Origin of the sequence: Leifsonia sp. 115AMFTsu3.1, from assembly GCF_004362795.1 — a bacterium.
Classification (GTDB): domain Bacteria; phylum Actinomycetota; class Actinomycetes; order Actinomycetales; family Microbacteriaceae; genus Leifsonia.
The window spans coordinates 1172504-1186860 of record NZ_SNYB01000001.1; the positions used below are offsets into that span (position 1 = coordinate 1172504).

10 protein-coding genes are annotated in these 14357 nt (G+C 66.9%); 8 read left to right on the top strand and 2 right to left on the bottom strand.

Features of this window, described 5'->3' with window-relative positions:
• Positions 1–55: 55 nt before the first annotated feature.
• The 7 genes from AXZ95_RS05690 to AXZ95_RS05720 all read left to right on the top strand — a co-directional run bounded on the left by AXZ95_RS05690 (position 56) and on the right by AXZ95_RS05720 (position 10161).
• Positions 56–2533, top strand: coding sequence for a glycosyltransferase (locus AXZ95_RS05690; RefSeq protein WP_018190052.1), 2478 nt, complete (start codon positions 56–58; stop codon positions 2531–2533).
• Positions 2530–3504, top strand: coding sequence for a glycosyltransferase family 2 protein (locus tag AXZ95_RS05695; RefSeq protein WP_018190053.1), 975 nt, complete (start codon positions 2530–2532; stop codon positions 3502–3504). Before AXZ95_RS05690 ends, AXZ95_RS05695 begins: the two co-directional genes overlap by 4 nt.
• A gap of 172 nt (positions 3505–3676) precedes the next feature.
• Positions 3677–5155 carry a DUF2142 domain-containing protein gene (locus AXZ95_RS05700; protein WP_051087272.1) on the top strand — a complete coding sequence of 493 codons (1479 nt, stop codon included), beginning with the start codon at positions 3677–3679 and terminating at the stop codon, positions 5153–5155.
• Positions 5152–6681, top strand: coding sequence for a DUF2142 domain-containing protein (locus tag AXZ95_RS05705; protein WP_018190055.1), 1530 nt, complete (start codon positions 5152–5154; stop codon positions 6679–6681). The genes AXZ95_RS05700 and AXZ95_RS05705 overlap by 4 nt, the downstream gene beginning before the upstream one ends.
• Before the next feature lie 32 nt (positions 6682–6713).
• Complete coding sequence (locus tag AXZ95_RS05710) at positions 6714–7802, top strand: NAD-dependent epimerase/dehydratase family protein (RefSeq protein WP_018190056.1); 1089 nt, start codon at positions 6714–6716, stop codon at positions 7800–7802.
• Between the two features lie 14 nt (positions 7803–7816).
• Positions 7817–8941: a UDP-N-acetylglucosamine 2-epimerase (non-hydrolyzing) gene (wecB, locus tag AXZ95_RS05715; RefSeq protein ID WP_026307077.1), complete on the top strand. Its 1125-nt coding sequence runs from the start codon at positions 7817–7819 to the stop codon at positions 8939–8941.
• 11 nt (positions 8942–8952) lie between these two features.
• Positions 8953–10161, top strand: coding sequence for a glycosyltransferase (locus tag AXZ95_RS05720; RefSeq protein WP_018190058.1), 1209 nt, complete (start codon positions 8953–8955; stop codon positions 10159–10161).
• Between the two features lie 17 nt (positions 10162–10178).
• On the opposite strand, the gene AXZ95_RS05725 is transcribed toward AXZ95_RS05720, so the two are convergent.
• Entirely contained in the window at positions 10179–11207 is a 1029-nt protein-coding gene (locus AXZ95_RS05725) for a polysaccharide biosynthesis protein (protein ID WP_026307078.1), read from the bottom strand.
• 96 nt (positions 11208–11303) lie between these two features.
• Entirely contained in the window at positions 11304–12914 is a 1611-nt protein-coding gene (locus tag AXZ95_RS05730; RefSeq protein WP_018190060.1) for a DUF2142 domain-containing protein, read from the bottom strand.
• A 106-nt stretch (positions 12915–13020) separates the two neighbouring features.
• Between AXZ95_RS05730 and AXZ95_RS05735 the strand changes: the two genes are divergently transcribed.
• Positions 13021–14349 (top strand): O-antigen ligase family protein, encoded by a 1329-nt coding sequence (locus AXZ95_RS05735; protein ID WP_018190061.1) that lies wholly within the window; start codon positions 13021–13023, stop codon positions 14347–14349.
• Positions 14350–14357: the final 8 nt, after the last annotated feature.

The following is a 14357-nucleotide window of genomic DNA, read 5'->3' on the forward strand; positions in this document are numbered from 1 at the left end:
TCGCCGAGGGGCCGATTGCTAAGATCGGTTTCCGCAAGCGAACAGGAAGGCCTCTATGCCGAACCTCCGTCCCGGCGTCGTCTCCGTCGTTCTCGTGAACTTCCGCGGGACCGACGACACCCTCCAGGCGATCCGTCATCTGCGTGAGCAGGACTGGCCCGCCGAGCGTCTCGAGATCGTCGTCGTCGAGAACGGTTCGGGGGACGACAGCGCCGAGCGGCTGCGCGCGATCGAGGGGATCACCCTGATCGTCTCGAAGAAGAACCTCGGCTTCGCCGGCGGGTGCAACCTCGGCGTGCGGTCGTCCTCCGGCGACATCGTCGCGTTCCTCAACAACGACGCCCGCCCGGATGCGCGATGGATCGCGGCCGCCGTCGAGCGCTTCGGCGAGAGCAGCGCGATCGGCGCCGTCGCGAGCAAGGTGCTCGACTGGGACGGCGAGCTGGTGGACTACATCGGCTCAGCCCTGACCTGGTTCGGTCAGGGCTACAAGCCGCTCACCGCCCAGCCCGTGCCCTCCAGTGCCGACGAGCCCGCCGACGTGCTGTTCGGCACCGGATCCGCGATGTTCGTCCGCCGCGATGTCTACGATGCGCTGGGCGGATTCGACGAGCGCTACTTCATGTTCTTCGAGGACGTCGACCTGGGCTGGCGGCTCAACCTGCGGGGCTGGCGCTACGTGTACGAGCCGCGTTCGCTCGCGTATCACAAGCACCACGCCTCGATGAGCAAGTTCGGGGCGTTCAAGGAGACGTACCTGCTGGAGCGCAACGCGCTGTACACGCAGTACAAGAACCTCGGAGATGAGGCGCTCGCCGACGCCCTGCCCGCCACTCTCGCGCTGGCGGTCCGTCGTGCGGTCTCCAAGGGCGACCTCGACTCCGCCTCCTTCGACCTCCGTCGGGGGATCGACGACGCGCCGACGCAGGAGGTGTCGCGCGAGACCCTCGCCGGCGTCTTCGCGATCGACCAGTTCGTGGAGAACCTTCCGTCGCTGGCCGAGTCGCGGCGCGAGATCCAAGCGTCGCGGGTCGTCTCGGACGCGCGACTGTGGTCGTTGTTCGGCGAGACGGACGCACCCTCGTTCCAGAACGACCACTACCTCGAGGGCTACGACAAGCTCGCGACCGCGTTCGCCGTCACCGAGCCGCCGCAGGTGACCCGTGTGCTGATCATCACCGGCGACCCCATCGGCGAGAAGATGGCCGGTCCCGCCATCCGGGCCTGGCACATGGCCGAGGCGCTCTCCGCCGACAACGAGGTCACCCTGGTCTCGCTTGCCGGCGTCGAGCCGGTCTCCGCGCCGTTCCGCGTCGCGCATGTCCGCCCCGGAGACGACCGCGCGATGAAGCCGTTCGAGCGCGAGGCCGACGTCATCGTCTTCCAGGGTCTGGCGATGGCGTTGTTCGACAGCATCCGCACCACCGACAAGATCATCGTCGCCGACATCTACGACCCCATGCACCTGGAGCAGCTGGAGCAGGGCCGCGAGCTCGGCGCGGCGCAATGGAAGAAGCAGGTCGGCGACGCGACGGACGTCCTCAACGAGCAGCTGGAGCGCGGCGACTTCTTCCTGTGCGCGTCAGAGCGCCAGCGCCACTTCTACCTCGGCCAGCTGGCGGCCCTCGGCCGCATCAACCCGTCCGTCTACGAGACCGACCCCGACCTCGAGCGGCTGATCGATGTCGTGCCGTTCGGACTCTCCAGCACGCCGCCGCGGCACGAGCGCGAAGTGCTCAAGGGCGTCCGCCCCGGCATCGGCGTCGACGACAAGGTGCTGCTCTGGAGCGGCGGGCTCTACAACTGGTTCGATCCGACGTCCCTGATCCGGGCTGTCGCCGCACTGAACGAGACGCACCCCGACGTCCGGCTGTTCTTCCAGGGCACCAAGCACCCGCATCCCGGTGTCCCGGAGATGGGCATCGTCGCGGAGTCGCGGACGCTCGCGCGCGAGCTCGGCGTGCTCGACAGCGCGGTGTTCTTCAACGACTCGTGGGTCGACTACGCCGACCGGCAGAACTACCTCACCGAGGCGGATGCTGGCGTCAGCACGCATTTCGCCCACATCGAGACGACCTTCTCGTTCCGGACGCGCATCCTCGACTATCTGTGGGCCGAGCTGCCCATGGTGGTCACCGAGGGCGACCACTTCGCCGACCTCGTGCGCGAGGAGAAGCTCGGCATCGTGGTCCCGTCCGGTGATGTCGCCGCCCTGCGCGATGCGCTCGAGAAGATCCTGTACGACGAGGCGTTCATCAAGGCCGCGAAGCGCAACATCCGTCGCGTGCGCGAGCGGTACTTCTGGGAGAACGTGCTGCGCCCGCTCACCGCGTTCGTCTCCGACGCCCGGCACGCGCCGGACCTCGTCGAGAGCGGTGCAGTGCGGTCGGCGCGACCGGTTGCCGGGCGCCCTGCGCGTCGCAAGAAGCACGGCATCCGCCACGACGTCGGGCTCTTCTTCCACTACCTCAGCAACGGCGGACCGAAGGTCGTCGCGAAGAAGATCACCAGCCGGGTCAAGCGGTCGCTGTGACCGGGCCGTCGGTCTCGGTCGCGCTGTGCACGTACAACGGCGCGGCCTTCCTCGATGCACAGCTGCGGTCGATCCGGGCGCAGACTCTGACACCGACCGAGATCGTGCTTTCGGACGACGGGTCCGACGACACCACGGTCGCCGTAGCAGGGAGGGCGCTCGCGGGGTTTCCCGAGGCACGACTGCTGCGCAACCCTCACCCGCTCGGCGTCGTCCGCAACTTCGAGCAGGCCGTGACCGCGACGCACGGCGAGTTGATCGCGCTGAGCGACCAGGACGACCTGTGGGCGCTCGAGAAGCTCCAACGGATGGCGGCGCGGTTCGCGGACGATCCTCGGCTCCTCCTCCTGCACACGGACGCCCGGTTGATCGACGGTGTCGGCGCGCCGTCCGGCGCGACGCTTTTCGGATCCCTCGAAGTCACCCGTACCGATCTAGACGCGGTGCACGCGGGCGACGCATTCCGCGTGTACCTCAGGCGAAACCTCGCTACCGGCGCGACCGTCGTGTTCCGGCGATCCCTGCTGGAGGCGGCCCTCCCATTCCCGGAGGAGTGGGTGCACGACGAGTGGCTGGCGATCATCGCCGCTGCACTGTCGGGTGCCGACGTACTCGAGGAGCAATTGACGGACTACCGCCGCCACGGTTCCAACCAGATTGGCGTCGCCGACCCGACGCTGCGCGGCAAGGTCGCTCGCGTGCTGCAGACGCGCGGCGATCGGAACCGTGGTCTGGCCCGTCGAGCCGCGCTTCTGGTCGAGCGGCTGGAGGCCCTGGGTGACCGCATCCCGCCCGCGACGCTGGATCTGGCGCGTGACAAGCACGCCTTCGAGGCGACCCGCGCAGCGATGCCCGCGATGCGGCTCGCCCGCCTCCCAGCGGTGGCCCGGCTGGCGCTGCTGCGCGACTATCGGCGGTTCGCCAGCCGCGGAAACGCTGACATCGCGCGCGATCTGTTGCAACCGGCGTGACGTTCCGGGTGATGTGCAGGTGATTGCTAAGCTGGCCCGCGACGAGCTCCGGTCGCCCGACGACACAGTCCGCCCGATGCCAGGCCCGCCTGCTGGGATTCCCGATTGACCGCAGCCAGGACACAGGAAGCGACGGATGGCGAAGTTCTCAACAGTTTGGCGCGCTACGAGAATGGCGCGGGTGGTGCTCGTTCCCGTGCTCGCGCTGGTGGTGCTCCTGGGCTGGGCGCTCGCGTCCCCGATCGAATCGAGTCCCGACGACGGCTTCCACCAGGCGAGCATCTGGTGCGCCGGCGGCGAGCAGAAAGGGATCTGCGAGGCCGTCCCCGGTCATCCCGATCAGCGGGCTGTCCCCGGTGAGGTCGAGGGCAACGGCGCCCCTTGTTACGCTGCCAGGCCCGACGTCAGCGCGTCCTGCCTGGCGCCGACGACGCGGGACGGGATGGTCCCGACCGAAAGGGTGAACTCGCGCGGTCAGTACCCGGTCCTCTACTACACCGCGATGCGCTTGTTCGTGTCGCCCGATGTGACCGTATCGCTCATGATCATGCGGGTCGTGAATGCTCTGCTCTTCGTCGGGCTGTCGACCCTGGTGTGTCTCCTGCTGCGCGGGTCGCGCCGGACGACGCTGGTGTGGGGATGGTTCATCTCCATGGTCCCGCTGGGGATCTTCCTGATCCCATCGGTGAACCCGAGCTCGTGGGCTCTGACCTCGGCGGGGCTGTTGTGGATCTCGCTGGTCGGCTACTTCGAGACGCGCGGATGGCGTCAGGCGGCCCTGGGAGCGCTGGCGGTGATTGCAGCCCTGATGGGCGGAGGAGCCCGGTCGGACTCGGCTCTGTACTCGATTCTCATGGTCGGAGTGGCGATGTTGCTGGCGGTCCGGTGGAAGGATCGGCGGTTCTGGCTGCAGTCGATCCTCGGCTTCGCCATCGCGGTCATCTCGTTCCTCCTCTACCTGACCGCGCAGCAGAGTCACAGTCCCCTCGGTCAAGGCGATTTCGTAGGGAGCCGGGTCGACCTGGCGTTCCACGACCTCATCAACATGCCGCTGCTCTGGGCGGGCACAGTGGGTCAGGAAGGACTCGGCTGGCGTGACACGCCCCTGCCGACGTCGGTATGGGTGATCGGGCTTGTGGCCTTCGGCGCCCTGACCTTCGGCGGTCTGCGGGCGATGAACGTCCGCAAGGGGCTCGTACTCGCAGGCGGCGTGGTCGTCCTCATCGTCCTGCCTCTCTACATCCTCGTATCGATCCGATCCGTGGTCGGGCCGTGGCTGCAGCCGCGATACCTGCTGCCCCTGATCATCGTGGTGGCCGGTGTCGCGTTGTTCCAGATCGGCAAGCACCGCATCGGCTTCACCCGCGTGCAATGGGCAGTCCTGGGCATCAGCTTGATCGTCATGCAGACCGTGGCGTTGCACGAGAACATTCGCCGCTACGTCACCGGCAACGACGTCTGGGGCTTCAACCTCAGCGCCAACGTCGAGTGGTGGTGGCACCTGCCCTTCGGGCCCCAGGCCCTCTGGGCGTTCACGAGTCTGGCCTTCGGCGTTCTCGTCGTGTTCGCGATCACCGAGTTCCGTAGCTGGACGCCCACGTCGGGCGTCGACGAGCCCGAGCTCGCCGGCCGCCGCGACGTTCTCGCATGACCGGGAGGCTCGCCGACGCCTGGCGTGCGACGCGGATCGCCAGGATCGTACTGGTGCCTCTGCTCGCACTGGTGGTGCTACTGGGGTGGGCGCTCGCGTCCCCGGTGCTGGCGAGCCCCGACGATGACTTCCATCAAGCCTCGATCTGGTGCGCCGGCGGGGAGCAGAAGGGTGTCTGCGAGGCCGTGCCGGGCCACCCGGACCAGCGGGCCGTGCCGCCCGGTGTGAGCACCAACGGCGCTCCATGCTACGGACACCTGCCCGCGGTGAGCGCCTCCTGCCTGGCCGCAACCACGCCCGAGGGTATGGTCACCACGGACCGCGTGAACTCTCACGGCCAGTACCCGGTGCTGTTCTACGCGACCATGCACTTGTTCGTGTCGAAAGACGTGACGACATCCGTCCTGATCATGAGGGCGGTGAATGCGCTGTTATTCGTCGCACTGTCGACGGCGGTCGCCCTGCTGCTGATCTCCTCGCGCCGCACCACGCTGGTGTGGGGATGGCTCATAACGCTGATCCCGCTGGGGATCTTCCTGGTGCCGTCCGTCAACCCGAGTTCATGGGCGCTCACCTCGGCAGGGCTGCTCTGGATCTCGCTCGTCGGCTACTTCGAGACGCGGGGCTGGCGCCAAGCGGGCCTCGGCGCGCTCGCGGTCGTGGCGGCCGTCATCGGGGGAGGTGCGCGGTCGGATTCCGCCCTGTACTCGATTCTGAGCGTCGGGGTCGCCATGCTGCTGACCGTTCGCTGGAAGGACCCCCGGTTCTGGCTCTCGTCGATCCTCGGCATTGTCATCGCCGTCATCTCGTTCGTGCTCTACCTCACCGCGGGCCAGAGCCACAGCCCCCTGGGACGGGGCGGATTCACAGGCAGCCTGCTGACACTCGGCTTTCACAACGTGCTGGACGTACCCCTCTTGTGGGCGGGCATCTATGGCGTGAACGGCGGGACGGGGTGGCTCGACACCACGATGCCGGCCTCCGTGTGGGTGATCGGCCTGGTCTGCTTCGGCGCGCTCACATTCGGCGGTCTGCGGGCGATGAACTGGCGTAAGGGACTGGTGCTCGCCGGCGGGGTGGTGGTGCTGGTCGCGCTGCCCGTGGCGATGCTGACCGCTATCCGGTACACGATCGACCCCATCCTTCAGCCGCGATATCTGCTGCCGCTCATCATCGTCGTTGCCGGTGTCGCGCTGTTCCAGATCGGCAGGCACAGGATCGGATTCACCCGGGTGCAGTGGGCGGCAGTGGGCGTGAGCCTCTTCGCTATTCAGGCGGTCGCGCTGCATGAGAACATCCGTCGCTACGTGACGGGGACCGAGGTCTGGGGGGCCAACCTCAGCGCGAATGTGGAGTGGTGGTGGCATCTGCCGTTCGGTCCGATGGCGATGTGGGCCGGTATCACTGTCGCCTTCGGGCTGCTGACCTTCTTCGCCGTCTCCGAGTTCCGGACCTGGACACTGCCGTCGCGCGGAGGGGAGCCGGCTACGGCGGCGACACCGCGCACTGAGGCACCGGTAGAATGATCGATCGTGCGTGCTGAACGGAGGAGGGGACGATGACGGCTGTGGTCCTCACGGGAGCCCGCGGCTTTCTCGGGTGGCATGTCCGGTGCGCGCTGCGAGCGAAGGGCTCCGATTCGCGGCCCATGGCGGTCGGTGACGGCTTCGACCTGATCTCCGCTACGGAGGCCCTGGAGGGTGCCGACCGGTTCATCCACATCGCCGGTGTCAACCGAGGCAGCGACGAGGAGGTGGCGCAGGGCAACCTCCGGTTCGCCCGTCAGGCGGCCGAGGCTCTGCGGGCGGCCACGACGCCGCCGTCGACAGTGGTGTTCGCCAACTCGACCCAGGCACTCGGCGACTCCGTGTACGGCTCGGCGAAGGCTCGGGCGGGCGAGATCCTGCGCGCGGCGGCTGACGCCGTCGGTGCCGACTACGAAGACGTCCTCCTGCCGAACCTGTTCGGCGAGCACGGGGTTCCGTTCTACAACTCCGTGGTCGCGACCTTCAGCCACCTCCTGGCGACCGGGGGCGCCCCGACCATCCAGACGGATCGCGAGCTCGACCTCCTGCATGCGCAAGATGCGGCAGAACTGCTCATCGGTACCGTCGCGTCTGTCGACGAGCGTGTCACCCGCGCGTCCGTGAGTGCGGTCCTTGCGAAGCTCACCGAGATCTCCGGGCTCTATCGGTCGGGCGAGATCCCCGACATCGGGCGAGCGTTCGACCGCGACCTCTTCAATACGTACCGTTCGTTCTCCTTCCCGGTCGACGGCCCCTTCGAATTGCGCGCGAACGCGGACCAGCGGGGGTCGTTCTTCGAGCTCATCCGGGCGGGTGGCGGAGAAAGCCAGGCGTCCTTCTCCACCACGGTGCCCGGCGTGACGCGCGGAGATCACTTCCATCGACGCAAAGTCGAGCGTTTCGCTGTCGTCGAGGGCGATGCTGTGATTTCCATGCGGCGGCTCTTCACCACCGAGATCCTCCGGTTCCCGGTCTCAGGATCCCATCCCGTAGCAATCGACATGCCGACGCTGTGGTCGCACAACATCGAGAACACCGGCAAGACGACCTTGGTAACCAGTTTCTGGGCGAACGAGCTGTTCCGCCCCGAGAGCCCCGACACGATCGCGGAGGCCGTGTGAGCACGCGCAAGAAAATGAAAGTCCTGACAGTCGTGGGGACGCGACCGGAGATCATCCGGCTCGCGGCGACGATCAAACGGTTGGAGCGGGAGACCGAGCACGTCCTGGTCCACACTGGTCAGAACTACGATTACGAGCTGAACGAGGTCTTCTTCGAGGACTTGGGGCTGCGGCGTCCTGACCACTTCCTGGAAAGCGACACCTCGTCACTCGGCGCCGTGCTCGGCTCGGTCCTCAGCCGGATCGAACCCGTACTCCTCGAGGAGCGACCGGACGCGATGGTCGTCCTCGGCGACACGAACAGCTGCATTTCCGCTGTCATGGCCAAGCGGCTCCAGATCCCCGTGTACCACATGGAGGCGGGGAACCGTTCGTTCGACGAGAACGTGCCCGAGGAGGTCAATCGCCAGCTGGTCGATCATGTCGCCGACTACAACCTGGTGTACACCGAGCACGCGCGGCGGAATCTCCTCGCCGAGGGCATTCAGCCGGCCCGGATCATGCTGACCGGATCGCCGATGCGCGAGGTCCTCGATGCCAACCGAGCTGGGATCGACGCGAGCGACGTGCTCCAGCGGCAGGGGCTGACCGAAGGAGAGTTCTTCCTGGTGAGCATGCATCGAGAGGAGAACGTCGACAACCCGGAACGTCTTGCTTCGGCGCTGGCGGCCCTTCAGGCGCTGGCCGCCGAGTACGAGGTTCCCGTGCTCGTCTCCACCCACCCGCGCACGCGAAACCGGCTCATCGAGCAGGGGGAGGACGCCAAGCGTGGCCTCATCTTCCATCCACCGTTCGGCTTCCACGACTACGTCCATCTGCAGAAATCGGCGAAGCTGGTGCTGTCGGACAGCGGGACCATCAGCGAGGAATCCGCCATCCTCGGCTTCCCGGCTGTCTCCTTGCGCGACGCCATCGAGCGGCCGGAGGCCATCGACACGGGGGTGACCATCACCGCGGGCGTCTCCACTGAGACGGTGCTGGATGCCGTTGCGATCACTCTCGCACAGTTCGCCGAGGATGGGCCGGCCTCGGCTCCCTTCGAGTACGACATCGATGACACCTCGCGTCGTGTCGTCAATTTCATCCGGTCGACCGTCGGGACACACCACGGCCGGCGCGCCATCCGCCGGAAGATCTAGGATCCCTTCTCGTGCGCATTCTCTTCATCCATGAGGTCAACTACCTCAATAAGGTGATCTTTGAGATGCACGAATTTCCTGAGCTGCTTGCTCTCAAAGGTCATGACGTCTCGTTCTTCCACTATCCGGAGGCTCCCGACGAGCCGGCGGTCTCCTGGCGGACAACGCGGACGACAATCGAGGGACGCGTTCATCCCGATGCCCGCATCCATCTCATCACTCCACCGACGTTCGGCGGTCGGGCGCTGGAACGGTATGTCGCGCCCATTCTCTCGACCCCGGCGCTGAGGCGCGAGATCCGCGACGGCCGGTACGACGTCGTGGTCCTCTACGCCGTCCCCACAACAGGCTGGCAGGCAGTTGCGTTCGCCGCGCGTGCCGGCGTTCCGATCGTCTACCGCGCACTGGATGTCTCGCATCAGATTCGCGCGAACGTGTTCTCCCGGATCATTCATCGGGCCGAGCGGTTCGTCACCCGCCGCGCGACCTGGGTCTCCGGAAACAATCCGGCGATGACGGAATATACCAACCAGATCTCCGGGCGGACGGGCCCGAGCAGCACGGATCTTCCTCCCATAGACCTGTCGCACTTCGAGCAGCGTGCGCCACAGGACATCCGGGCGACCATCGGGTTGTCGGCGTCGGACAAAGTCCTGCTCTACATGGGGACGTTCTTCGAATTCTCCGGTCTCGACGTCCTCATCGAGGACCTGACGGAGCAGTTTGCGGCACACCCTGAGCTGAAGCTCGTGCTCGTCGGCGGTGGAGAACTGGACGCGTCATTGCGTGCGATGGTCGCGGAGCGCTCTCTCGAGGACCGGGTCATCTTCACGGGAGTTGTCCCGTATGCCGCGCTTCCCGGTTACCTCGCGGCCGCGGACGTCGCCGTCAACCCGTTCCGCCAGGAACTGGTGACCAACGTCGCCCTGCCGCACAAGGTGCTGCAGTACATGGCGGCCGGCGTCGCCGCGGTGTCCACAGATCTTGACGGCCTCCGCGGCGTCCTCGGCACCGACTCGGGAGTCACGCTCGTGCCGGACCAGCGCGACGTAGCGAGGGTCGCGACGCGCTTGGCCTACGAGCCGGAGGCGGTGCGTTCCGCTATCACCACACGGCAGCGGGCGTACGTAGACCGCACTTTCTCCAAGCGGTTGGCGGTCGACGCCTTCGAGCGCACACTCGAATCCGTCGTCGCAGAAGCAGCCCAGTCGGCCCGCTAGAGCACTGGCGCGGAGGCTCAGCGCTCCGAGACGATCTTCTGGATCTCCGGGAGGGTCAACAGCAGCTTCTCTACTCCGGCGACGTCCAGACGCTCGGTGTTGTGCGAGGTGTACGACTCAAGGGTCGCGCCGTGGTCGGCGCCCTCCTCGAAGTACGGGCGGTAGTCGAGCGTCCGGGTGTCGAGCGGGACCCGGAAGTAGGCTCCCCGGTCTTCTGCGTTCGCCATCTCCTCCGAACCGAGCAGCGACTCGAACAGCTTCTCGCCGTGTCGCACCCCGATCGTCTGCACCTCCGGCTCGGGCATGCCGAGAACGTTAGCGACGGCCTGAACGAGAACGCCGACGGTGCTCGCGGGAGCCTTTCGAACGAACAGGTCACCCGTCACCGCCTGCGTGAACGCATACTCGACCAGGTCCACAGACTGCGCGAGCGACATCAGGAAGCGTGTCATGTTCGGGTCGGTCACGGTCACGCTGCCGCCCGAGGTCAACTGGTTGACGAACAGGGGGATCACCGAGCCGCGCGAGTACATGACATTGCCGTAGCGAGTCACGGAGATCACGGTGTCGGAGTCGAGCGAGTCGCGGGCCATCGCGAACGCCGTCTTCTCCATGACGGCTTTCGTCATCCCCATCGCATTGATCGGGTAGACCGCCTTGTCCGTGCTGAGGCAGACGACGGATGAGACGGAGCGGTTCACCGAAGCGCGGATGACGTTCGCGCTGCCGTTGATGTTGGTCGCGACCGCCTCCAGGGGGAAGAATTCCGCCGAAGGAACCTGCTTCAGCGCTGCTGCGTGGAAGACGTGGTCGCTGCCGCGGATCGCGCGGTCGACGCTCTCGGCGTCGCGCACATCGCCGATGTAGAACCGCAGACGCGAATCCTTGATGGCGTGACGCATGGCGTCCTGCTTCGACTCATCGCGACTGAAGATCCGGACCTCCCCGACGTCGCGAGTGAGCAGATGCCTCGCCATCGTGGAACCGAACGACCCGGTCCCGCCGGTGATGGTCACAACGGAATCTTTGATCTGTCTCTGCTTCATCTGCTTCTTTCCCCGCGAGGTGTCGCGGCGACGAAAGTGTGTGGGCGCGCGACGAAATCCATCCGAAATCCTATCGCACCGTGTCGTCCCGCCCGGTCAGAGCCGCGGTCGTACGCCGGCGTCGTCGACGAGCGCATCGTCCGTGCCGCGTGGCGGACGCGGCCAGGCGGCGACGGCGAGCAGAATGCCGGACCCGAGCATGACCAGACCCGCGATGACGAGCCAGAGGATCGTCCCGCCCGGAGGCGACCACGGAGAGCCCCCGAAGAGGAACTCGCCCGCCGTACCGTTCGATCCCACCGCGTAGCGGCGCAGTGTCGCTTCGAACGCCCACCACTGGGCGACGACGGTGACGACGATGGCGAGAAGGATGAGCCGCCTCCAGGTCGTCGCGGACAGACGCTCGGCCCTGCCTCCCAAGAGGGCAGCCGTCCCGACGACGAGGGTCAAGAAGAGCGGGAGGTTGTACCGCCCCTGCCAGATCAGCCCGCCGCCGTGGATGTAGGCGGCCTGCACGAGCGCGGGAAGCAGGAGGAACGAGCCGAGGAGGAGCAGGAAGGCGAGGAGCGATCGCGCCCGCAGCACCACGAGCGCGACGGCGACGAGGGCCGCGACCCCTGATCCGTAGGCGTACAGCACCACATCGGGAGCCGGGGTGTCCAGCCAGCCGAACAGCCCGATCAACCCCTGGCCGTACCCGACCGTCCCGAGAAGGATGCGGGTGAATCCGGTGACGGGGGAGGACCCGACACCGGGATAGTGCAGTGCGAACTGGGGGTTGGTGATCGCGTTCGACAGCGAATTGGATCCGAGAGTCCAGGCGAGCGCGAACGCCACAGCGACCGCAGAGACGGAGATGGCGATGATCGTCGCGCGGCGCTTCACGAGGTCGACGAGCCGGCGACGTTCGACCAGGATGAGCGGAGCGACGATCGCGACAGCGAGCCACAACGGTGAGAGTCCTCTCGCGCTCGCCCCGATGGCAACCCCGATCGTGACCAGAGTGAGGTTGCGGCCCAGTCTCGTGTCTTCCCGATTCAGGGCGATCGACAGCATCGCGATGAACACCAGCAGGGTTGCAGCTGCCTCGAGCGAATTCGGGTTCACCGTGCCGCCGAGAAACAGCATCATGGGCGTTATCGCCAGGGCGTAGGCGAGGGTCGCCAGACGGCTGCTCGGAAGACCGCGCGTCACGACGAAAGCCAGGGCTAGGAGCAACGTCGTCAGAAGCGCGCTGACCACCCGCATGGCGTAGATTCCGGCTGTGTCCTGGAAGATCAGAGTCGGCCATCCGACCGCGAGGTAGTAGACGGGGTTGTAGAGTCCCGCGCTGGTCACCGAACGGACATCGGCGAACGGACGCGCGGGTTCGGGAACATCGCATTCAGCGTTCCGCGCCGGGTTGAAGGCATAACAGGTCACCTGCTGGGATCGGGCGATGTACGCCGGTACGGTGACGGTGTTCCCGCTCGACGACGGGGCTCCGATCCACTCGCCGCGCACGACGCTCGCCGCTTTGACGATGTGTGCAGGCTCGTCGGGCGAGGCGGAGAGGGGGGTGGCGAACGCCCAGCACAGGCACAGCGCGAACAGCGCGGCCCACGACGCGAAGAAGGTGCGGAGGTCCAGCCGGCGCTGCGGGACATGATCGTGCGTGGCGTCCCCATGGGGAGGGCTCGGTACACGGTTCTGCTTCGTTGCGCTCATGCTGCTGGGTGCATCCTTTCCTCACGAACACCCTAGGCGACGCCGCCCCGGCCACGTCGCGCACCGGCGGCGAGATTTCACGGAAGGACTCGGTTAGTCTGCCCAGGTGACCTACGCCGCGACACCACCGAGCACGCGCGACCGCGCTGTCTCTTCGGGAAGCGGGACCGCAGAGACGGCGTTCGCCGCACTCCTCCTGTTCACGCTCTTCGCCGGAGAGTTCTGGCGCAACCTGATCAGCTGGCCGGGGTACTTCGTCCTCGCGGCCGTCCTCGCGGCCGGCTCCGTCGTGTTCGTCGTGCGTTCCCGTCCATCATTCCGTTGGCGCCGCACGCCGAAGACGCTCGTTCTGTTCCTCGCGCTCGCGGTCGTATCGATCGCCTGGTCCGCGTACCCCGGGGCGAGTGCCCTCGGCGTCGTCGCGCAACTGGCGACCACCGCCGGCGGAGTGTTCCTCGGACTGAGGCTGAGTCGAGAGGCTCTTCTCGGGGCGCTCTCTCACGCCTTCCGGTGGATCCTCGGGCTGTCCCTGCTCTTCGAGCTGATCGTCGCGGTCTTCGTTCGTCAGCCCATCCTGCCCCTCACCCCCGCCGAGGCGGAGCCGGCCGGCCGGGTGCCGCAGGCCTTCTACTGGAGCCGTGACCTTATATTCCACGGTGGCCCGATCCAGGGCATCGTCGGAAACAGCAACCTGCTCGCCATGATCGCATTGCTGGCTGTCATCGTCTTCTCCATCCAGGTGGCCGACCGCCGGCGCCGCCGCGGATCGGCGGTCGCGTGGCTCGTGATCGCCGTTCTCACGCTCGCGCTCACGCGGTCTGCCACGGTCACGGCGGCGATGCTCGCGGTCGTCGTCGTGCTCGCGTTCGCGCTCTGGGCCCGCCGCGTCGGCGCTGAACGACGAATGCCGGTCTATGTCGTGGCGATCGTCGGCCTCCTGGCGCTCGTCGCGCTCGTCTCCGGGTTCTCCTCCCGCATCCCTGCGCTGTTCGGCAAGAGCGAGGACCTCACCGGGCGGCTCGACATCTGGGACAAAGTGATCGGGCTCGCCCAGCAGCGACCCGTGTTCGGCTGGGGCTGGGTGAGCTACTGGGCCCCCTGGGTGAAGCCGTTCGATGGCCTTGCGACCCGCAACGGCGTCGAGTATCTGCAGGCACACAACGCGTGGCTCGACGTCTGGCTTCAGCTGGGCATCGTCGGACTGATCGTGTTCATCCTCCTGATCCTCAGCACCCTCGGCCGCGCGTGGTTCATCGCCGTGGACCGGCCGCGCGCAGGTGTGACCGACGACCGTCCCTACACCGCGACGACTCTCCTTCCGCTCCTGCTCCTGGCGGCCCTGCTGGCGCAGAGCTTTGCCGAGAGCCGCATTCTCATCGAAGGAGGCTGGGCTCTACTGGTCGCGCTGGCCGTCTCGACGAAACGTGCGAGATGACCTCGGCC

What these genes read in the sequence shown, in the direction of transcription:
- AXZ95_RS05690 (WP_018190052.1), top strand. Translation starts at nt 56, where the DNA reads ATGCCGAACCTCCGTCCCGGCGTCGTCTCCGTCGTTCTCGTGAACTTC.
- AXZ95_RS05700 (WP_051087272.1), top strand. Translation starts at nt 3,677, where the DNA reads ATGGCGCGGGTGGTGCTCGTTCCCGTGCTCGCGCTGGTGGTGCTCCTG.
- AXZ95_RS05705 (WP_018190055.1), top strand. Translation starts at nt 5,152, where the DNA reads ATGACCGGGAGGCTCGCCGACGCCTGGCGTGCGACGCGGATCGCCAGG.
- AXZ95_RS05710 (WP_018190056.1), top strand. Translation starts at nt 6,714, where the DNA reads ATGACGGCTGTGGTCCTCACGGGAGCCCGCGGCTTTCTCGGGTGGCAT.
- wecB (WP_026307077.1), top strand. Translation starts at nt 7,817, where the DNA reads ATGAAAGTCCTGACAGTCGTGGGGACGCGACCGGAGATCATCCGGCTC.
- AXZ95_RS05725 (WP_026307078.1), bottom strand. Translation starts at nt 11,207, where the DNA reads ATGAAGCAGAGACAGATCAAAGATTCCGTTGTGACCATCACCGGCGGG.
- AXZ95_RS05730 (WP_018190060.1), bottom strand. Translation starts at nt 12,914, where the DNA reads ATGAGCGCAACGAAGCAGAACCGTGTACCGAGCCCTCCCCATGGGGAC.